Origin of the sequence: Aquitalea magnusonii, from assembly GCF_002217795.2 — a bacterium.
In the GTDB taxonomy this organism is placed as follows: Bacteria; Pseudomonadota; Gammaproteobacteria; order Burkholderiales; family Chromobacteriaceae; genus Aquitalea; species Aquitalea magnusonii_B.
Map to the genome: position 1 here is coordinate 1900647 of NZ_AP018823.1, position 20757 is coordinate 1921403.

A 20757-nucleotide genomic window follows, 5' to 3' on the forward strand; every position below is an offset into this window, starting at 1 on the left:
ATGTCCGCTATTTACGCAAATGCTGCCACTGCCGCGACAGGCGCCGCCCAAGGCGGGACCAGGCGGATGGGCGGCGCAGAGATGTTCGCAACACATTGAGCAGCCGATGAGCGGCCTGCCAGGCACGGGATGCGGCAAGCCTGCCATATACATAAGCCTTGAAACGCATGAAGAGCTGATAAGCGCGGGCAAACCAGCCCACGCTCATCAGTTGCTTGCGGGTCAGGCCAAATAACCGTGCCGCCACTGCGGTACCCAGCAGCTTGGCCAGCAGAATGACCAACAGGCCGAGCACGGCATGGCCGCGGCTGATCAGCAGCACGGCGGCCAGCTTGACCGGCAACAGCCCCAGCACCGGCAACAGAAACAGGCTAAGCGCCACCCCTGGCGATGCGCGCGCTATGGCCGACTCGATCTGGCGCAATACCGGCAACCGCCCTAGCCTGGCCAGCCAGGCTGACAGCTCGTCCCAGGCAAACTCTTCAAAAGCAAGCAGCAGCGCAGCCAGCAACACCAATGGTCCGGTCAGCAGTCGGCGCAAGCGCCAACGCCAAGTCTTGCTGTCAGCAACGTGCATCTCGTTCATGTCGAATTCCCTGGGACGGTCTATTCCCAGATGGGGTCAGGTCTTTTCCAGATCAAGCCACTTCACGGTCTGGCGCGGCTGATAGTTCCGCATGACATCCAGCAGCGTCACCACATCTGGCGCATGGGCAAACAATTCCATATTGCCTGCCGGCACAAAGCCTTCTGCCACAGCATGCTGCGCCAGCGTCAGCAGTGGTTGATAGAAGCCAGCCACATCCAGCAGGCCAACCGGCTTTTGGTGTACCGACAGTTGCGCCCAGGTAAGAATCTCGAATAATTCGTCAAAAGTACCAAACCCACCCGGCAGCGCGATAAAACCGTCTGCCAGGCTGGCCATCATTGCCTTGCGCTGATGCATGGTTTCGGTGACATGCAGTTCGGTGAGACCCAGGTGGGCGACTTCCTTGGCCTTGAGAAATTCCGGAATCACGCCAATCACCTTGCCACCGGCGGCCAGCGCGGCATCGGCGGCCACTCCCATCAAACCCACCTTGCCGGCACCATACACCAGGGTGATGCCCTCTTCGGCCAGCGTGCGACCAAGATTCACGGCTGCAGCAACATATTCTGGACGATTGCCTTTATTGGACCCACAAAACAGACACACTGCCTTCATTTGACTCTCCAAAAACGAATACAGCCGGGCGGAACATTCCGACCGGCTGTTGCATATCATTCACTCTTTACAATACGGCCTGCGGGTAGGAACCCAGCACTTTGACAAAGGACGTCCGCTCCGACAGGCCGGCCAGCGCCGTCGCGACATTGGCATCGTCATGATGCCCTTCCATGTCGATGAAGAAAACGTAGTCCCACAAGCCGGCACGCGAAGGACGCGATTCGAACTTGGTCATCGAGACGCCGTTGTCGGCCACCGGTGCCAGCAACTGATGTACCGCGCCCGGTCGATTCGGCGCTGCCACCACGATGGAGGTCTTGTCCTGACCGCTTACGCCAACCTGCTGATTGCCCAGCACCAGGAAGCGGGTGGTGTTGTTCGGTTCGTCTTCGATGTTTTCCGCCAGCTTGACCAGGCCATAGCGCTCGGCCGCGGCCTGGCCGGCAATGGCTGCGGCGTTTACATCCTCGCCTGCCAGACGGGCCGCTTCGGCGTTGCTGGCCACCGATACCCGCTCGACATGTGCCGGCAGGTTCTTGTTCAGCCATTCGTGACATTGCGCCAGCGCCTGGGCATGGGCATACACCCGAGTGATGCCGTTCATGCCTTCCTGCTTGCGCAGCAGGTGATGATGAATGCGCAGCACCACCTCACCGCAAATGCGCAGCGGGCTGCTGACCATCAAGTCCAGCGTGCGGCCAACCGCACCTTCGGTGCTGTTTTCCACCGGAGCCACCACATAATCCAGCGCGCGGGATTCCACCAGGCGGAAAGCCTCATCCACCGAGGCGCAGGCTACCGTGCGTGCTGCATGACCAAAGTGCTTGATGGCAGCCAGTTGGGTGAAGGTGCCTTCCGGCCCCAGGTAGGCGATGGACAAGGGTTTTTCCAGCGCCAGGCATTCGGACATCACCTCGCGAAACAGCCGCGCCACGCTTTCATTCGGCAAGGGGCCCGGATTGAGCTGCTGGATGCGGCGCAGCACCTGCGCCTCACGCTCCGGGCGGTAAATGATGCCACCACCCTTGATTTCTCCGATCTCACGGGCATGACTGGCACGGCTGTTAAGCAGGTGGAGGATCTGGGCATCGATGGCGTCGATGGCATCGCGATGTTGCTTCAGCAGTTCTTCTGACACGTAATCAATCTTTCACTATGACAAACTGGCCTTTTCCAATCTGGTAAGTTTCCGCGAGATAGCCTTCCGTCGCAAGCACCAGTCGAATGAAATCTGCACATTCAGCCGCATGCGACAGAACATTATCCACCACGATCAGGCCGCCACGACGCAGAATCCTGCACAAATCAGGCCAATAATCCACATATCGGCTGCGATCTGCGTCCAGAAACACCACATCCACGCTGCCGTCGGCCGCTGCGCGCAAATGGGCGGCAGCGTCCTGGCAATGCAGTTCCACCTTGTGTTGCAAGGCAAAATCCTGCAAATGTCGCGCTGCTTGCTGCTGTTTGGCCGGCAGAACGTCCAGACTGGTGATGCGACCGCTACGATCCCGCAGTGCCAGCGCCAGCCACAAGGTGGAATAACCGTTGGATGTACCGATCTCCAGCACATGCTGCGGATTGGCATGCCGCAATAGCTGGTAGAGAAAGCGCCCGGTATCCGGCGTGATGAACAGGTTTTTCAGTGCGCGTTCGGTGGTGACGGCATCGTGATGCTCGCCCTCTTCCCAGATGGCAGTCAAACGGGCAAACAGTTCGGTACTCAGCATGCAAGCTCCTGACGCTTCAAAAACAGGCGGTTATCAAGTCGGAAAATGCCATGACAAAGCGCGGTTGCTGATACATCAACAGCAGTATCACCAGCAACAGGCCCAGCACGGCATACAAAGCGGTTTTCATGCAGCGGCCTTGTCGGCAAAGGCGGCAGATGCCTGCTCGCGTATCGGCAGGTTGGCCAGCGCGGCCAGTACGCCCAGTGCGATGGCGATGCCCCACACGATATTGTAATTGCCGTTCAGGTCGTACAGCTTGCCTCCCAGCCACACGCCCAGAAAGCTGCCCAACTGATGCGAGAAGAACACCGCCCCGGACAGCATGCCAAGGTGCTGTACGCCAAACTGGCTGGCAATCACGCCATTGGTCAGCGGTACGGTGGACAGCCACAGAAAGCCCATCACCGAGGCAAATACCAGCACCGAGGGCACCGACAGCGGCAATAACAGAAACAGGCCGATGGCAATGCTGCGCGCCAGATAAATGCCGGCCAGCAAGGGCGGTTTGGCATAACGGCTGCCGGCTTCGCCAAAGATAAAGGTACCGAAAATATTGAACAGACCGATCAGGGCCAGCGCCAGACTGGCGATATTGCCGCCCATGCCGTGATCACGCAGATAGGCCGGCAGATGCACGCCAATGAATACCACCTGAAAACCGCAGACAAAATAGCCCGCCATCAGCAGGCGGAAGCCTTTTTCGGTCCAGGCGCGGGCAAAGGTATGCAGCATGCCTTGCAGCAGATGTGCATGCACCTGCGGTGCGCCGGTTTGCGGCATGGCATCTGCCTGCCGGGTAAGTGAGCGCCCCAGCGGCAACATCAGCAAGGCACAGCCGGCCAGTACCAGCAGGGAGGGCAGCCAGCCCATGCCGTCGATCAGCGAGCGCTCGATCGGCACCATGGCAAACTGACCGAAGGAGCCGGCCGCTGCGGTCAGTCCCATGGCGCGCGAACGATAGGCAGCGGGCACGGTACGGCCCAGCACGCCAAAAATCACGCTATAGGTGGTGCCGGACAAGGCCAGCCCCAGCAAGACGCCGGCTGACAGCGAAAACAGCACCGGCGTGGCCGATACCGTCATCAGCAGCAGGCCCAAGGCATACAGCAGGCCCCCGCCCAGCAGCACCTTGCCCGGACCATGCCGGTCGGCCAGGGCTCCGGCAAAGGGCTGCGCCAGGCCCCAGATCAGGTTCTGCATGCCCAGCGCAAAGGCGAAGCTTTCGCGGGTCCAGCCAAAGGCGCTGGTCATGGGCGGCATGAAAAAGCCGAAGCCATGGCGAATGCCCATGGCCAGTGACACGATGAGGCCGCCCGCAAGCAGCAAGCGTTGAATGGAGCGGTCCATGGCATGATTTCCGATATTGTTATGGTCATCCATCATAAAACCGCTGCGCACAAGAAAAAACCCGTGTTGGCCACGGGTTTTTGCACACAGTGTCGTGTTGGCAGAACAATCTGCCTGCATTGCTCAGCCTCAGCCGTTCTGGCGGGCGAAGTCCTGCATGAAGCTGGCCAGTGCCTTCACCCCTTCAATCGGCATGGCGTTGTAAATGGAGGCACGCATGCCGCCAACCACGCGGTGACCCTTGAGCTGGATCAGCCCGTTCTTGCGTGCTTCCATCATGAAGCTCTCTTCCAGTGCCTCGTCCTTCAGGCGGAACACCACATTCATGCGCGAACGGAAGGGTTCATCGATATGGGTGGTGTAGAAGCCTTCGCTGGCCTGGATGGTGTGATACAGCAGACCGGCTTTTTCCGCATTGCGGCTTGCCATGCCCTTTACCCCGCCCTGCTGCTTCAGCCACTTGAACACCAGGCCGGCGATATAGATGGGATAGGTGGCCGGGGTGTTGTACATGGAGTCGGCGTCGGCATGGACCTGATAGTTGAGCATGGTGGGCAGGTCGGCACGGGCGCGGCCCAGCAGGTCTTCACGCACCAGTAGCACTACCAGACCGGACGGGCCGATATTCTTTTGCGCGCCAGCATAGATCAGGCCGAACTTGCTGACATCCACTTCGCGCGACAGGAAGTCGGAGGACATGTCACATACCAGCGGCACGCCCTGCTCGGACGGCACGAAGGGGAACTGCAAACCGCCGATGGTTTCGTTCGAGGTGTAGTGCAGATAGGCGGCGTTGGGGTCGCGCTGCCAGGTTTCCTCTGCCGGCACATAGGCAAAGTTGCGGTCTTCGCTACTGGCCACCACGTTGACATTGCAATAACGACGCGCTTCCTTGATGGCCAGCTTGGACCAGTGACCGGTATTGACGATATCGACCGACTGTTTGTCGCCCAGCAGATTCAGCGGCACCATGGAAAACTGCATGGAGGCACCGCCTTGCAGGAACAGCACCTTGTAACCGGCCGGCACATGCATCAGCTCGCGCAGGTCCTGCTCGGCATCATGGATGATTTCCATGAATTCCTTGCCGCGATGGCTCATTTCCATCACGCACATGCCGGAGCCGTGCCAGTCCAGCATTTCACTTTGGGCTTGTGCCAGAACGTCGTGGGGCAAAACTGCCGGTCCGGCGGAAAAGTTATACACCTTGGCCATGTCTGTCCTCAGTCATTGCTTCAAACTTGCGGCATGACCAGATCAGGCCATGCCTGTGTGTCACTGCGTCAGCAGGAAATGGGCCCGTGCCACAGCCACCGGCTTGCGGCGGTCTTCTTGCCAGGCCTCTATCAATACATGTGCCACGCGCTTGCCCTGCTTGGTGATCTCGCAGCGGGCAAACAGGGTTTGCGGTCGACCTGAACGCAGGTAGTCCAGCGAAAAATCGACAATCTTGGGTGCTGCCAGCGATTCGCGATGCCAGATCAGGTGCAGCAGCGCCGCATTTTCCAGAAACCCGCCAATCAGCCCGCCGTGCAGTGCCGGCAGAACGGTGTTGCCGACATTGCGCTCGACAAACGGTAGCTGGAACAGCAACTCGCCCGCTTCGTCTTCCCGCATTTCCACGCCCATCAGCCGGGCATAGGGAATGGCGTCGATCAGGGCGGTGAAGTCCTTGGCATCGCGCAGTGTGGCCAGTTTTTCCATGAAATCGCTCATGGTTTTGGCTCCTGCAACATCGAGGCGCGACTGGATTCACGCATGAAAGTGGCTACACCATGGGCGATGGGATCGGCGGGGTCATCGTGATAGCACACGGCGCGGGTGAAGGCGATCTGGCTGGCCAGGCGGTAACACTCCGCACGGCAGTGAATGGCCTTGCCCGGTGTGGCTGCCGTCAGGTAGTCGATGCGCAGGTCCAGCGTGGCAATGGTTTCAAAATCCGGCAGGCAGGCGGTGACCGAAACGGCGCTGGTGGTATCCACCAGCGAGGTGATCACCCCGCCGTGAATGGTGCCGCTGGCGGGGTTGCCCACCAGGTCTTCCCGCCACTCCACCTTGAGCACCGGGCGGCGACCCTCGGTGCCCAGATACTGGAAACCAAGGGTGGCACAGTGCGGGAGGGAGACGAAGAGCTTGCTCATCGTCTCCAGCACCTGCGGATTGGCAGGGCTTGCCGTCATGCCTCGGCATCCCCTGCGCTGGCGGCGTCGGCTGCCGGTGCGGCGACATCTTCACCGTTGGCTGCATCGCCATCGACAACTTCGACTTCCTCGTCGGATTCGCCTTCTGCCACCTTTTCCAGGCCGATCAGCTTCTCGCCCTCGTCCAGGTTGATCAGGCGCACGCCCTGTGCCGAACGGCCGGTTTCACGCACTTCAGATACCTTGGTGCGAATCAGCACGCCGCCGGTGGTGATCAGCATCACGTCGTCGCTGTCTTCCACCAGGCTGGCGGCCACCAGTTTGAGGCCGGTCTTGTCGGTCAGGTCCATCGCAATCACGCCCTGGGTGCCACGGCTGGTATGACGAAATTCGCCGGTGCGGGTGCGCTTGCCATAGCCGCCATCGCTGGCGGTCAGCACTTGCTGCTCTTCCGAATTGGTGACCAGCAGGGAAATCACCTGCTGGCCTTCACCCAGCATCATGCCGCGCACGCCACCGGCGGTACGGCCCATGGCACGCACGTCGGTTTCGCTGAAGCGCACGGCCTTGCCGGCGTCGGAGAACAGCATGATCTGGTCGTTGCCGGAAGTCAGGGCGACGCCGATCAGGTTGTCACCTTCGTCCAGACGCACGGCGATGATGCCGGCGGTACGCGGACGGGAGAAGGCTTCCAGCGGGGTTTTCTTCACCGTGCCGTTGGCGGTACACATGAAGATAAACGGACCCTTGGCCTTGAGGGCGGCGGCTTCATCATCTTCGTTTTCGTCGCACACGGCTTCGGCATCGGTGAAGGCCTTGATCGGCAGCAGTGCGTTGATCTTCTCGCCATCGGCCAGCGGCAGCACATTCACCATCGGCTTGCCGCGGCTGTTGCGACCGCCCTGCGGCAGATCATAAACCTTGATCCAGTAGCAGCGGCCCTTGCTGGAGAAGCACAGCACGTAGTCGTGGGTATTGGCCACAAACAGGGTGTCGATGAAATCGTCATCCTTGGTGGCCGCAGCCTGCTTGCCACGACCGCCACGGCGCTGCGAGCGGTAATCGTCGATCGGCTGGGTCTTGATATAGCCGGTATGGGAGATGGTCACCACCATGTCTTGCGGGGTGATCAGGTCCTCGATATTGATGTCGCCGCCAAACGGTTCGATTTCCGAACGACGGCCATCGCCGAACTGGGTCTTGATGGCAGAGAGTTCGTCGCCGATGATCTGGTTGATGCGTTCCGGACGTTCCAGAATGTCGATCAGGTCCAGGATGATGGCCATGATGTCGCGGTATTCGCCGACAATCTTGTCCTGCTCCAGGCCGGTCAGGCGTTGCAGACGCATTTCCAGGATGGCCTGGGCTTGCGCGTCGGACAGGCGGTAGCCGTCCGGGTGCAGGCCGAATTCGGCATCCAGCCCGTCCGGGCGCGCCTTGCTCTGGTCCACGCGGGACAGCATCTCTTCCACCAGCTCCGAGCGCCAGGCACGCGCCATCAGCGCCACCTTGGCAGCCGGCGGGGTTTCCGAGGCCTTGATCAGCGCAATGATGTCGTCGACATTGGACAGCGCAACGGCCAGGCCTTCCAGGATGTGGCCACGTTCGCGCGCCTTGCGCAGTTCGTAGATGGTGCGGCGGGTGACGACTTCGCGGCGGTGACGCAGGAATTCGTCGATGATCTGCTTCAGGTTCAACAGGCGCGGCTGGCCATCGACCAGGGCCACCATATTGATGCCGAAGCTGTCTTGCAGTTGGGTGAGCTTGAACAGGTGGTTGAGCACCACTTCCGGCATTTCGCCGCGCTTGAGCTCGATCACCACGCGCATGCCGGACTTGTCCGACTCGTCGCGCAGGTCGGAAATGCCTTCGATCTGCTTGTCACGCACCAGTTCGGCAATGCGCTCCAGCAGGCGCGACTTGTTCACCTGATACGGAATCTCGTCGACGATGATGGCCTGACGATCACCCTTGCCGATGTCTTCAAAGTGGGTGCGGGCGCGCATGATGACGCGGCCGCGACCGGTACGGTAGCCCTCTTTCACCCCGGCGGTGCCGTAGATGATGCCTGCCGTCGGGAAGTCCGGTGCCGGAATGATGTCGATCAGATCGTCGATGGTCATTTCCGGGTTGGCCAGCAGCGCCAGACAGCCATCCACCACTTCGGTGAGGTTGTGCGGCGGGATGTTGGTGGCCATGCCCACGGCAATGCCGGAGGAGCCGTTGATCAGCAGGTTGGGAATCTTGGCCGGCAGGATCAGCGGTTCGTGTTCGGAGCCGTCGTAGTTCGGCCCGAAGTCCACGGTTTCCTTGTCGATATCCGCCAGCAGTTCGTGCGCAATGCGCGCCATGCGGATTTCGGTGTAACGCATGGCGGCGGCGCTGTCGCCATCCACCGAGCCGAAGTTGCCCTGGCCATCCACCAGCGGGTAGCGCAGGCTGAAGTCCTGCGCCATGCGCACGATGGTGTCGTAAACCGCCGAGTCACCGTGCGGGTGGTATTTACCAATGACATCGCCCACGATACGCGCGGATTTCTTGTATGCACGGTTCCAGTCGTTGGAAAGTTCGTGCATGGCAAACAGCACGCGACGATGTACCGGTTTGAGGCCATCACGCACATCGGGAAGCGCACGGCCCACGATCACGCTCATGGCGTAGTCGAGGTAGGAGCGGCGCATTTCCTCTTCGAGGCTGATTGGGATCGTTTCCTTGGCGAAAAGCTGATCTGTCATGGGTAAATGGCTATCTTTTCAGGAATCAAAAATAAGCTCCGATTCTACCACGTCCACCCCGTCAGCGCATGCCTAGTCGCGGCGTGGCCGTCATGCGCGGCACGCGCCCTGCCCATCCCGGCTGGCACTGCCTGCTGCGTCAGATACTTAGCACGCCTTGGCGCACCGCAAAGGCAGGCTTGACGCCGCTGCCAAACAGCCCGGCCACGCTGCTTGCTGTGCAGTTTTCATGCAAAACGGGTAGCCCGCTGGCGCAAGCAAGCCAGACGGCTGCGCACTGCCGCCTTACCAAGGCATAAGCACGGTGCAGCAAGCCCATGACTGTCCGGCCCGCCAAAGCGCAGCACCGGCTGTTATTTGGCACAAACCCGGCCTGGTCGGTGGCTAAAACCGGCACCCGGCTATATTCCAGGGCAATATTTGCATGGCTGATCGCGGAAAAATGTTCTTTACTGGATTTAGGTGCAGTGGACAGACATAACAACTATCGGCGGAGCAGCAGCCATGCAATTTCTTGACAACATCAGCCTGACTAAAAAATTTATCGTCAACTTCATGCTCAGCGGCGGCGTGCTGATTGCCGCCATCCTGTTCTGTATCTGGCAGATCAAGTCAGTTGGCGGTGAAACCCGCCAGATCGCTGAAGACTGGTTGCCATCAGTGCAATCGGTCGGCGAGATCAGCCAGTTGCGCTTGCGCTACCGGGTGCGCAGCCTGGAATACATGCTGCCCAACACCCCGGCCGAGCGCAGCAAGATGGAAAGCTCGATGGCGGACCTGGACAGTAAATTGCAAGACGCTTTCAAACGTTATGAATCCCAGATCAGCCTGGATGAGGAAAAAATCGCCTACCAGCAAGCACAGGTTGCCGCCGCCGCTTATCGTGACACCGTGAGCAAGGCAATTGCCTTGATCAAGGCTGGCAAGGAGGACGAGGCCCAGGCCTTGCGCAAGGGCGAATGGGTGAAAAAAGCCAATGCCCTGCGCGACCTGACCGATTCTCTGATCAAGCTGAATGCCGAGGGCGCGCGCAAGGCCGCCGAGCGTGCCGACCGCAGCGTGAAGGCTGGCGTGGCCGGTGGTACCGTGGCACTGATTGCCGGGGTAATCCTGTCGCTGGCGGTATCGCTGATTGTGGCCCGGCGCATTGCTGGCCGGCTGGACAATACCGTGGACGCCGCGCGGCGTATTGCCAACGGTGACTTGCGCGGCACCCTGCCACCGGCAAGCCAGGATGAGGTGGGAAAGCTGATTATCGCCATGGGCCATATGCAGTCGGCACTGCGGGAAGCCATGCAGGACTCGCGCCGCAATGCCGAAGTCCTGCTGGAGTCATCCCGCCAGCTCAACCGCTCGGTACAGCAGATGGAGCAGTCAGCCAGCCTGCAAAGCCAGGCTGCCTCCGCCATTGCTGCCAATACCGAACAACTGACAGTGTCGATCAATCACGTGGCTGACGGCACCGCCGAGGCCGCCAGCCTGAGCGCATCGTCCGATCAGCAAGCTGCCAACGGCCTGGAGTCGCTGCGCTCACTGGTGGGTCAGATCAATGACATCTCGCTGGTGGTTGGCACTGCAGCCGAACGGATTGCCCGCCTGCAAACCGAATCAGCGCAGATTTCCTCCATCGTGGCGGTGATCAAGGACATTGCCGACCAGACCAATCTGCTGGCGCTCAATGCCGCCATCGAGGCGGCCCGCGCTGGTGAACAGGGTCGCGGCTTTGCCGTGGTGGCCGACGAGGTGCGCAAACTGTCGGAGCGCACCGCGCAGTCCACCAATGAAATCGTCAAGATGGTGGCCTCCATCCAGCAATCCACCGTGGATGTGGTCAACGGTGTCGATCAAGGGGTGGAACTGGTGGCAGCCAGTGTCAGCAATGCCAATGCAGCCGGCGATACCGTATCCACCCTGCGCGACAGCGCCAAACATGTCGCCGGGATTGTCGATCAACTGAATACCGCGCTGCGCGAGCAAGCCTCTGCGGCCACCGAGGTGGCACAAAAAATCGAAACCATCGTGCAGCATGCCGAAGAAGCCAGCGCTACCGCCCACAATACCGCGCAGTCGGCGGATGCCGTTGAGCGCATTGCCGTGGACATGGAAAAACTGGTGTCGCGCTTCCAGGTATAAGCTGACGCAAACACGGCCACGCAATGCGTGGCCGTGTTGCATGCCGGCGCGATGCGCCGGCTGTTTTACTGCTCCTTGAACATCTGCTTGATGCCACGCAGCGCCTGCCGGATGCGCGCTTCATTCTCGATCAGCGCAAAGCGTACGTATTCGTCACCCTGGTCACCAAAACCGATGCCGGGCGATACGCATACCTTGGCCTTTTCCAGCATCAGGCGGGCAAACTCCAGCGAACCCAGTTCGCGCCACTGTTCCGGAATACGCGCCCAGATATACATGGAAGCCTTGGGGCATTCCACTTCCCAGCCAATCTCGTTCAATCCCTTTACCAGCACGTCGCGGCGCTGCTGGTATTTGGCGGCGATGTCACGCACGCATTGCTGATCGCCTTCCAGCGCGGCAATGGCGGCCACTTGCAGCGGGGTGAAGGTGCCGTAATCGTGATAGCTCTTCATCCGTGCCAGCGCAGCCACCAGGTCCGGGTTGCCCACCATGAAACCGATGCGCCAGCCCGCCATATTGTAGCTCTTGCTGAGGGTGAAGAACTCGACGGCGATATCCTTGGCGCCCGGCACCTGCATGATGGACGGTGCTTTCCAGCCATCAAACACGATGTCGGCATAGGCCAGGTCATGCACCACGAAAATGTCGTGCTTCTTGGCCAGTGCAATCACTTTTTCGAAGAAATCCAGCTCCACGCACTGCGCAGTGGGATTCGACGGAAAGCCCAGCACCATCATCTTGGGCTTGGGATAGCTGCCACGGATGGCCTTTTCCAGCTCGGCAAAAAAGTCGATGCCGGGCACCAGCGGCACCGAACGGATCTGCGCCCCGGCAATCACCGCGCCGTAAATGTGGATGGGATAACTGGGGTCCGGCACCAGCACAGTATCGCCGCCATCCAGCGTGGCCAGCATCAGGTGGGCCAGGCCCTCCTTGGAACCGATGGTGACAATCGCCTCGCTATTGGGGTCGATGTCCACCTCGTAGCGGTCCTTGTACCAGCGGGAAATGGCGCGACGCAGCCGCGGAATGCCCTTGGAGGCAGAGTAGCCGTGGGTATCCGGGCGTTGCGACACTTCATTGAGCTTGGCCACGATATGCGGCGGCGTGGCGCCATCGGGGTTGCCCATGCTCAGGTCGATGATGTCCTCGCCGCGCTGTCTGGCCGCCAGTTTCAGTTCGGCGGTGATATTGAATACGTAGGGGGGAAGACGATCGATGCGCGCAAAGCGGCGCTTGCCTGCAGAGGAAGCCATGTGAGCCTTTCACGTAAGCGCCCGGAACCGTCCGAGCGACGTTGCCCATGAGGGGCAGAGACGATCCTAGCCCCGCCTGCTGCAATGCACAAGGATTTTTTGCCGTCGTCATCATTGTTGACAAGCCCATGCCGGCAGCGCTGCAATGCGCACTTGTGTCACCGCCCCATGAAGCCTTGCTCCCCATGACAGACAAAACCGGCCTGGATCGTATTGATCTGCAAATTCTCGACATCCTGCAACGCGATGGCCGCCTGCCCTTCCAGCGCCTGTCCGAGCAGGTAAACCTGACGCCACGCCCTTGTCTGGAACGGGTGCGCCGTCTGGAGAAGGCCGGCATCATCAAGGGCTACAGCGCCATCGTCGACCTGCCGCGCAGCGCACCGCCACTGGTGATTCTGGCGCAGGTGACGCTGGCCGACCATCTGGTTTCCCAGCAAGCCTTCATTGCCGAAATCCAGCGCACCCCGCAAGTGCAGGATGGCTGGATGGTGAGCGGCACGGTGGATTTCCTGTTGCGCATTGCCTGCCAGCATATCGATGAATACCGCCAACTGGCCGACGCCTGGCTGGCCAGCACGGCGTTTCGCATCGAGAAAATCCTCACCACCACCGAGCTGCAAACCATCAAGCGCGCTGGCCGCAGCCCAGGCTAGGCTGCGCCATCAGAAGCGCAAGGACAGGCAGGTGAGCCCGCCATCCATCTTGCGGATTTCACTGGTATCGGTCTGGATGATGGGCAGTTCCAGTTGCTGCAACTGGCGCAAGGTATGCGGATAACCGCTGGGGGTGATCAGGCTGTCGTTGATCCACATGGTGTTGCCGGCGTACTCCTCGGCCGGGTCCAGCACGATGTGGCGAAAATCACGGAATGCCGGTTCATCAACCGCTGCCGCCGACAGCAGCACGGTATTACGCCCGACATAATTCACCACCGATTTCAGATGCAGGCCGGAGGCCACCGGCACCGCCTGCACGCGATAGCCGAATTTTTCCACTTCGCGGGCAAAACGGCTGATGCCGGCTTCATTGGTGCGGCTGGACAGGCCAATGAAAAAACGCTTGTCCACCATCAGCACATCGCCGCCATCCATGTGTTCGCCCTCGCCCAGCCACACCGCATGGCGAAAACGCGATACCAGCGGGGCCATGCTGTGTACCTCACCACGGCGGGATGGTGCGCCCGGATGGGTGATGATGGCCAGCTCCGGCATCATCACCGCCACGTCTTCCACGAAATGGGCATCGGGGAAATCCGGCAAGGCTGGCAGCGTGGTCACGGTCAGGCCCAGTTGCAGCAGAATGTCGATGTATTCACGAAACTGCTGGCGGGTGAGCGCGGCATCCGGCGCACCGAGGCTGGCGGTGGTCAGGCCGGCGGCAACGGTGTCGGCAGGCAGGCGGGTGATGGCATGGGTAAAGTACATGGCAGAGGCTCCGGCTATTAGCTGACATGACAGGCAAGACGCTGTCGTCCTGTGCCCATTCTAGGCAGATTGCCCGGCGTAATCGGTCGTGATGCACCCCTTGCACAGCCATGCCCCGCTGTTTTGGCGGCAGCGACAGCGTACTTCTTCCCGCAACTGCATGGCCAGGCAGGCAGCCGCGCTCTGGCGCGGCTAGCAATTTCAGCCTATGGGCTATTCCCCGGAAGGATTATTTCACAGCGTTATATATCCGGGTATATTACGCCTTCACACGCAAACCGGAGCCCGCAATGAAAGCAAGGCTGATTGCCCTATCCCTGTGCAGCATGGTGCTGGCAGGCTACACCCAGGCTGGTGAAATCACAGTTTCCGCCGCCGCCAGCCTCACCAATGCCTTCAAGGATATTGCCCGTGGGTTTGAAGCACAGAACCCCGGCAGCAAGGTCAATTTCAACTTTGCCGCCTCCGGCGTGCTGCTGCAGCAAATGGCCAAGGGAGCACCGGTGGATGTATTTGCCTCCGCCGACCAGGAAACCATGGACAGCGCGGTGAAGCAAAAACTGGTCAACAGCGCCGAGCGCAAGGACTTTGCCCGCAATGCCCTGGTGCTGATTGTTCCGAGCGACAGCAAGCTTAAGCTGCAGCAGTTGTCCGATCTGCAACAGGCCGGCATCCGCCATGTGGCGCTGGGCATCCCGGCCAGCGTGCCGGTGGGACGCTACGCCAAGCGCGCTCTGGAAAACGCCCGCCTGTGGCCGGCGGTGGAAGCCAAGGCCATCAACACCCAGAACGTGCGCCAGTCGCTGGACTACGTGGCGCGTGGCGAGGTGGAAGCCGGCTTTGTCTACCAGACTGACGCCGCCATCATGCCGGACAAGGTAAAAGTGGCGTTTACCGTGCCGCTGGATGAAACCATCAACTACCCGGTGGCCCGTACCGCCAGCGCGGCCAATGCCGCCGAGGCGCAGCGCTTTGTCAGCTACCTGCTGTCTCCCGCCGCCCAGTCCATCCTGAGCCGCTACGGCTTTCACAAGCCCTGAACATGCCTGACTGGATGAATGACCCGGCCTGGACCGCGCTGGGCCTGTCGCTGCGGGTGGCAGGCTGCGCCACCCTGCTTAACCTGCTGCTGGGAGTTGGCGTGGGGCTGCTACTGGCCCGCGGGCGCTTTCCCGGCCGCAATCTGCTGGACACGGCACTGACCCTGCCGATGGTGATGCCACCCACGGTACTGGGCTACTACCTGCTCACCCTGCTGGGCCGGCGCGGCCCGCTGGGCGGCTGGTTGCAGCAGCAGTTTGGCATCAACCTGATCTTCACCTGGCAAGGTGCGGTGATTGCCGCCGCACTGGTGGCGTTTCCACTGGTTTACAAACCGGCCCGCGCCGCATTCGAGGCGGTGGACGGCCAACTGGAACAGGCCGGCCGCGTGCTGGGCATTTCCGAGATCGGCATTTTCTTTCGCATCACCCTGCCGCTGGCCTGGCGCGGCATTCTGGCTGGCCTGCTGCTGGCCTTTGCCCGCGCGCTGGGCGAATTCGGTGCCACGCTGATGGTGGCTGGCAGCATTCCCGGCAAGACCCAGACCCTGTCGGTGGCCATCTACGAGGCAGTACAGGCCGGACAGGATGATAGTGCCAACCGGCTGGTGCTGGTCACTTCCGTGGTCTGCATCCTGGTGCTGCTGCTGGCAGGCAAGCTGGCACCGGGCCGACTGGCGGAGCGCTGACATGAACACACCGCGTTTTGATCTGGCCATTCGCCACACCCTGCACAGCGGCACGCGCAGCTTTGCACTGGATATCGCCCTGCAAAGCAACTGCCAGCAACTGGTGGTCTATGGCCCGTCCGGCGCAGGCAAAAGCATGCTGCTCAAGGCCATTGCCGGCCTGCATCATCCAGACCACGGCCATATCCGGCTGGATGGCCGCAGCCTGTTCGACAGCGCACAAGGCATTTGCCTGAGTCCGCAGCAAAGACAGCTAGGCTATCTGTTTCAAGACTACGCCCTGTTTCCCCACCTGAGCGTGCGCCAGAACATCGGCTTTGGCCTGCAGCGCGGCTGGCTCAACCCCGGACGTCGCCGCCAGTTGGCTGCGGTGGACTACTGGCTGAATGCTTTTGGACTGGAAACCCTGGCCGAGCAATTGCCGGCCACGCTATCCGGTGGCCAACGCCAGCGTACCGCCCTGGCGCGTGCGCTGGTGGCCGCCCCCCGTGCGCTGCTGCTGGATGAGCCGTTTTCGGCACTGGACCCGGCCTTGCGCCAGCAGTTGCGCAGCGAACTGGCAGAGCTGCTGCAGCGCCTGTCCATTCCCATGCTGCTGATTACCCACGATGCCGAAGATGTCCGGGTGTTTGGCCAGCAAACCCTATACCTGCAGGATGGCCGGCTAAGCCAGCCGCCTGCCGGCCTGATGGAGACCATCCATGGCTGATTTCCAGCGGCAGCAAGCCTTCCGCCTGCTTAGCCGCACCGTACTTGGCGTGCTACGCAATGCACAGGATGGCGAGCTGCCTCTCTATGCCTGGACGCTGGGCCTGCCGCAGCAGGAAATGCTGGAGATGCTGGCAGCCTGCGCACCGGAACTGGGCTATCTGGAGGCGCTGGCAGAAACCCAATACCAGCAGTTACAAGCCCAGCGGCCCGCTCTGGTGGCTGAGCTGGTGGCCATGCTGCTGGCCAATCGTTCTGCGGCGGAGAATCCACGGCATGGCCGTTGGCTGGCGCACGCCGTGGCGGTGGCCAGCCTGGGCAGCCGCCATCTGTGGCAGGACATGGGGCTGGCCAGCCGCCATGAGTTGAACCTGCTGCTGCAGCATTATCTCTACCCCTTGTATGCACGCAAGCAGCCCGATCTCAAATGGAAACGCTTTCTCTACGCAGAACTGGGTGAGCAATTGGGCCGCCCCGGACTCAAACCGCCGGAGTGCGGGCGCTGCCACGCGCACACCACCTGCCTGCCAGCCCAGCCGGAGCGACAAACATGAAACAGCAGGACATCACCTTGCAAGGTGCTTTATGGCTAAACCTGGCCGGAGAAAAGTTTGGCAGCCCGCAACATCTGGCCTTGCTGGCGCAAATCGATGTCTGCGGCTCCATCAGCCAGGCCGCGCGTGACATCAAGCTCAGTTACAAGGCTGCCTGGGATGCCATCGACCACATGAACAATCTGGCGGGTGAGCCGCTGGTGGAGCGATTATCCGGTGGCAAAGGCGGCGGCGGCACCCGTCTGACCGTGCGTGGACGCCAATTGGTGGAGAACTATCAGATCATCACGCGGGAACATCAGCAATTCCTGCGCAACCTGCAGCGTCAGGCCAGCGGCATGGCGGACGATCTGCTGCTTTTGGGAGGCATGAGCATGAAAACCAGTGCGCGCAACCAGTTTCTGGGCAAGGTCGTCGCCATCAAGACCGGTGCAGTGAATGATGAAGTGGAGCTGGAAATTACCAACGGCCTGCGGCTGGTGGCCGTCGTGACCCGCGACAGTGTGCTCAGCCTGGGGCTGGAGCCGGGGGTGACGGCTTATGCGCTGATCAAGGCGTCATCGGTAATCGTCGGAACTGGGGATGATGGCACTGGGGATGACAACATCCGCCTGTCGGCACGCAACCAGTTGCGCGGCACGGTCAGCCGGCTGATTCCGGGCGCGGTAAACAGCGAAGTGGTGATTGAAGTGGCAGCCGGAGTCAGCATTGCCGCCATCATCACCAATGGCAGTGCCGAGGACATGGGCTTGCAGCCCGGCAGCCGTGCCACCGCCATCTTCAAGGCATCCAGTGTGATTCTGGGGGTGCCGGGCTAAACGCCGCCAACCATAAAGCTGCTGCCGCCTTGCGCCTGCCTGCTGTAAGCCTGTACGGCCTGCGCCGGCAGGCCCTGCTGCAGCGATAAAACACAAGGCCCATGCCATTACGGCATGGGCCTTTTGCCTGATCAGGCAGGTGCAGCGTCAGACTTCCCAGTATTCCTTTTCCCGTCCGCCAGAACCGGGGTTCAGCTTCTCATGCAGGCGGCGCAACTGCTCCGGCTCGCCACGCACGCGGAACCAGCTACCGTCCTCATCCGCCCGCTCTTCCAGCACCTGGCAGTGACTGTAGATTTCACCGCGCAATTGCTGCGCCGACCACGGCAGCAGGATTTCATCCTCGGTCAGGTCTTGCTGGAAGAAAGCCACGATGCGCGCGCGCAGCGCAGACACATCATCCGGACGGCGCGCACTCATCACCACACAGCCGGGATAGCGCTGTTCCAGCTCGGCCCGCCAGGCGCTTTCATCTGCCACATGGTCAATCTTGTTGAACACGCGGATACGCGGTACTTCATCGGCACCGATTTCCTGCAGTACGGTGTCGGTCACTTCCAGTTGGCGTTCAAAGCCGGGGTCGCTGGCGTCGATCACATGCAGAAGCAGGCCGGCATCCAGCGCTTCTTCCAGCGTGGATTTGAACGAGGCCACCAGGCCGTGCGGCAAATTCTTGATAAAGCCCACGGTGTCGCTCACCAGTACGCGCGGCACGCTTTCCGGGTAGATGGCGCGCACCGTGGTGTCCAGCGTGGCAAACAGCTTGTTGGCCACCAGCACTTCGCTACCGGTGAGCGCCCGCATCAGGGTGGACTTGCCGGCATTGGTATAGCCCACCAGCGACACCCCGGCCAGGCCCTGACCCTGCCGTTCCAGCCGGCGCGAACGCTGGGTCTTGCGCTCCAGCTCCATGGCCACGATTTCACGCTGCAGCTCGGCAATGCGGTCGCGCACCTTGCGGCGATCCAGCTCGGTATGCGATTCACCCGAACCGCGGCCACCCATGCCGCTACGCTGACGGCCTTGCGGCCCGGCCAGCTTGGCCGCCTCGCGCAGGCGCGGTGCCATATAACCCAGGCGGGCGATTTCCACCTGCGCCTTGGCCGCGCGCGAACGGGCATTGCGGTGGAAGATTTCCAGAATCACCATGGTGCGGTCCATCACCTCGCAACCGACGGCCAGCTCCAGATTACGCGCCTGGGACGGGGAAATTTCGTGATCCACCAGCAAGACGTCAATCTCAATGGCGGACGGGTCCAGCTGCGGCGGTGCATCGGCCAGCTCGTCAGCCCGCAGGCCGCGATTGACATACATGTGGATTTCTTCCAGCTTGCCCACGCCCAGATAGGCGGTACGGTCAAAACCGTTGCGCTTCTGGACAAAGGTATGCACCACCTGAAAACCCAGGGTCTTGGCCAGCTCGCTCAATTCGGCCAGCGAGGAGGAAAATTCCACATCACTGACTTCCGGTAGCTGAACCGACGCCACGATGGCGTATCTGGGTTTGTCTTTGACTTCTGTTTCATCCATGAGCTGATTGCTTCACTTTACTTTGGCTGGCGAGCCCGGATTTTACTCTTAAACGTCCCCGCCTGCCGCCCAGATTGCAGCAAGCTTGACCCTGCAGGCTGACAGGCTGATACTGCGCGCCTCTGGCGGCTGTGCCGCTTCCACCCTCCTTCATGTCTGCCCTGCTCATGCCATTCACCTCTCTGGGTCTGCAGCCCGCGCTGGCCGATGCCGCCGCCGCTCAAGGCTATGCCACCCCCAGTGCCATCCAGCACGCTGCCATCCCGCTTATCCTGCACGGAAGCGATGTGCTGGCCACCGCCCAGACCGGCTCGGGCAAGACCGCCGCTTATTGCCTGCCGCTGTTGCAGCAATGGCTGAGCCAAGCCGCCAGCTCACGGCGGCAATTGGCAGGCCTGATTCTGCTGCCCACGCGGGAACTGGCGATGCAGGTGGGCACTACCCTGCGCGAACTGGGCGACAAGCTGCCACGTCGCCCCAAGGTGGTGGTGGCTTACGGCGGCGTTTCCATCAATCCGCAAATGATGGCCCTGCGCGGTGGTGCCGACATCGTGGTGGCCACGCCGGGCCGGCTGCTGGATTTGCTGCAGCACAATGCGCTGCGCCTGTCCACCGTCAGCACCCTGGTACTGGACGAGGCCGACCGGCTGCTGGAGCTGGGGTTTGCCGATGAAATCGGCCAGTTGCTGGCGTTGCTGCCGCCCTATCGGCAAAACCTGCTGTTTTCCGCCACTTTCCCGCCAGCCCTGCGCACACTGGCTACGCAATTGCTGCGACAGCCGCAAACCATCGACATCCCGGCTACACCGGACAATAGCCCGGCCATCCGCCAGCGGGCCATCGAAGTGGATGCAGCGCGCCGTACCATGCTGCTGCGCCATCTGCTGCAAACTGAAAACTGGGAACGCGTACTGGTATTCGTGGCCAGCCGCCACAGCGCCGAGCGCGTCAGCGGCAAGCTGCAACAGGCAGGCATCCGCGCCGCCGCCCTGCATGGCGACTGCAGCCAGAGTCAGCGCGGCCAGGCCCTGGCCGACTTCAAGGCCGCACGACTGCAGGTGCTGGTAGCCACCGATGTGGCTGCCCGTGGCATCGATATTGCCGGTCTGCCGCTGGTGGTCAATTACGACCTGCCACGCGCCGCCGCCGACTATACCCACCGCATTGGCCGCACCGCGCGCGCCGGTGCCAGCGGCGTGGCCATCAGCTTTGTCTGCGCCGACAATGCCGCCCACTTCCGCCTGATCGAAAAGCGCCAGCAACAGCCGGTTGCGCGTGAGCGTATTGTGGGTTTCGAACCACAGGATTTGCCGGCCAGCCCACCGCGCGGCGACCTGAATGGCGGCATCAAGGGCAAGCGCATGAGCAAGAAAGACAAGCTGCGCGCCGCGCAAGCCGCCCAGTCCTGATCCTTGCCCGCAACGGGCGGGCAGGCA

20 protein-coding genes are annotated in these 20757 nt (G+C 61.3%); 8 read left to right on the forward strand and 12 right to left on the reverse strand.

Features of this window, described 5'->3' with window-relative positions:
* Window positions 1-7 precede the first annotated feature (7 nt).
* The 9 genes from DLM_RS09145 to gyrA all read right to left on the reverse strand — a co-directional run bounded on the left by DLM_RS09145 (window position 8) and on the right by gyrA (window position 9163).
* Window positions 8-586, reverse strand: a complete 579-nt coding sequence (locus DLM_RS09145) for a hypothetical protein (RefSeq protein ID WP_089083362.1) — start codon at window positions 584-586, stop codon at window positions 8-10.
* Window positions 587-622: 36 nt separating this feature from the next.
* A complete protein-coding gene (locus tag DLM_RS09150; RefSeq protein ID WP_089083361.1) occupies window positions 623-1204 on the reverse strand; it encodes a TIGR00730 family Rossman fold protein in 582 nt (193 codons plus the stop codon).
* Between the two features lie 67 nt (window positions 1205-1271).
* Complete coding sequence (gene pheA, locus DLM_RS09155) at window positions 1272-2345, reverse strand: prephenate dehydratase (protein WP_089083360.1); 1074 nt, start codon at window positions 2343-2345, stop codon at window positions 1272-1274.
* A gap of 4 nt (window positions 2346-2349) precedes the next feature.
* Complete coding sequence (locus tag DLM_RS09160; protein WP_089083359.1) at window positions 2350-2937, reverse strand: O-methyltransferase; 588 nt, start codon at window positions 2935-2937, stop codon at window positions 2350-2352.
* 126 nt (window positions 2938-3063) lie between these two features.
* Window positions 3064-4287, reverse strand: coding sequence for an MFS transporter (locus DLM_RS09165; protein ID WP_089083538.1), 1224 nt, complete (start codon window positions 4285-4287; stop codon window positions 3064-3066).
* Between the two features lie 129 nt (window positions 4288-4416).
* A complete protein-coding gene (gene serC / locus DLM_RS09170; RefSeq protein ID WP_089083358.1) occupies window positions 4417-5502 on the reverse strand; it encodes a 3-phosphoserine/phosphohydroxythreonine transaminase in 1086 nt (361 codons plus the stop codon).
* 60 nt (window positions 5503-5562) lie between these two features.
* Window positions 5563-6003 (reverse strand): PaaI family thioesterase, encoded by a 441-nt coding sequence (locus DLM_RS09175; protein WP_089083357.1) that lies wholly within the window; start codon window positions 6001-6003, stop codon window positions 5563-5565.
* A complete protein-coding gene (locus DLM_RS09180) occupies window positions 6000-6467 on the reverse strand; it encodes a PaaI family thioesterase (protein ID WP_089083356.1) in 468 nt (155 codons plus the stop codon). Before DLM_RS09180 ends, DLM_RS09175 begins: the two co-directional genes overlap by 4 nt.
* A complete protein-coding gene (gyrA, locus tag DLM_RS09185) occupies window positions 6464-9163 on the reverse strand; it encodes a DNA gyrase subunit A (RefSeq protein ID WP_089083355.1) in 2700 nt (899 codons plus the stop codon). The genes DLM_RS09180 and gyrA overlap by 4 nt, the downstream gene beginning before the upstream one ends.
* Before the next feature lie 504 nt (window positions 9164-9667).
* Here gyrA and DLM_RS09195 point away from each other — a divergent pair.
* Window positions 9668-11296, forward strand: a complete 1629-nt coding sequence (locus tag DLM_RS09195; RefSeq protein WP_089083353.1) for a methyl-accepting chemotaxis protein — start codon at window positions 9668-9670, stop codon at window positions 11294-11296.
* A 65-nt stretch (window positions 11297-11361) separates the two neighbouring features.
* Here DLM_RS09195 and alaC read toward each other — a convergent pair whose 3' ends face one another.
* On the reverse strand, window positions 11362-12555 hold the full coding sequence (gene alaC, locus DLM_RS09200; protein ID WP_089083352.1) for an alanine transaminase: 1194 nt from the start codon (window positions 12553-12555) through the stop codon (window positions 11362-11364).
* Between the two features lie 185 nt (window positions 12556-12740).
* Here alaC and DLM_RS09205 point away from each other — a divergent pair, with 185 nt between their 5' ends.
* Window positions 12741-13211 carry an Lrp/AsnC family transcriptional regulator gene (locus DLM_RS09205; RefSeq protein WP_089083537.1) on the forward strand — a complete coding sequence of 157 codons (471 nt, stop codon included), beginning with the start codon at window positions 12741-12743 and terminating at the stop codon, window positions 13209-13211.
* Between the two features lie 9 nt (window positions 13212-13220).
* Here the strand turns inward: DLM_RS09205 and DLM_RS09210 are convergent, their stop codons facing one another.
* A complete protein-coding gene (locus tag DLM_RS09210; RefSeq protein WP_089083351.1) occupies window positions 13221-13982 on the reverse strand; it encodes a dimethylarginine dimethylaminohydrolase family protein in 762 nt (253 codons plus the stop codon).
* 290 nt (window positions 13983-14272) lie between these two features.
* Here DLM_RS09210 and modA point away from each other — a divergent pair, with 290 nt between their 5' ends.
* The 5 genes from modA to DLM_RS09235 are packed head-to-tail and all read left to right on the forward strand — an operon-like array spanning window position 14273 to window position 17791.
* Window positions 14273-15022 (forward strand): molybdate ABC transporter substrate-binding protein, encoded by a 750-nt coding sequence (gene modA / locus DLM_RS09215; RefSeq protein ID WP_089083350.1) that lies wholly within the window; start codon window positions 14273-14275, stop codon window positions 15020-15022.
* A gap of 2 nt (window positions 15023-15024) precedes the next feature.
* Window positions 15025-15711: a molybdate ABC transporter permease subunit gene (modB, locus tag DLM_RS09220; protein ID WP_197715544.1), complete on the forward strand. Its 687-nt coding sequence runs from the start codon at window positions 15025-15027 to the stop codon at window positions 15709-15711.
* Window position 15712: 1 nt separating this feature from the next.
* Window positions 15713-16420 carry an ATP-binding cassette domain-containing protein gene (locus DLM_RS09225; RefSeq protein ID WP_089083348.1) on the forward strand — a complete coding sequence of 236 codons (708 nt, stop codon included), beginning with the start codon at window positions 15713-15715 and terminating at the stop codon, window positions 16418-16420.
* Entirely contained in the window at window positions 16413-16973 is a 561-nt protein-coding gene (locus DLM_RS09230) for a nitrogen fixation protein NifQ (RefSeq protein ID WP_089083347.1), read from the forward strand. The genes DLM_RS09225 and DLM_RS09230 overlap by 8 nt, the downstream gene beginning before the upstream one ends.
* A complete protein-coding gene (locus DLM_RS09235; RefSeq protein WP_089083346.1) occupies window positions 16970-17791 on the forward strand; it encodes a TOBE domain-containing protein in 822 nt (273 codons plus the stop codon). The genes DLM_RS09230 and DLM_RS09235 overlap by 4 nt, the downstream gene beginning before the upstream one ends.
* A 147-nt stretch (window positions 17792-17938) precedes the next feature.
* On the opposite strand, the gene hflX is transcribed toward DLM_RS09235, so the two are convergent.
* Window positions 17939-19321, reverse strand: coding sequence for a GTPase HflX (gene hflX / locus DLM_RS09240; protein ID WP_089083345.1), 1383 nt, complete (start codon window positions 19319-19321; stop codon window positions 17939-17941).
* Between the two features lie 167 nt (window positions 19322-19488).
* On the opposite strand from hflX, the gene DLM_RS09245 reads away from it, so the two are divergent.
* On the forward strand, window positions 19489-20730 hold the full coding sequence (locus DLM_RS09245) for a DEAD/DEAH box helicase (RefSeq protein ID WP_197715545.1): 1242 nt from the start codon (window positions 19489-19491) through the stop codon (window positions 20728-20730).
* Window positions 20731-20757 lie beyond the last annotated feature (27 nt).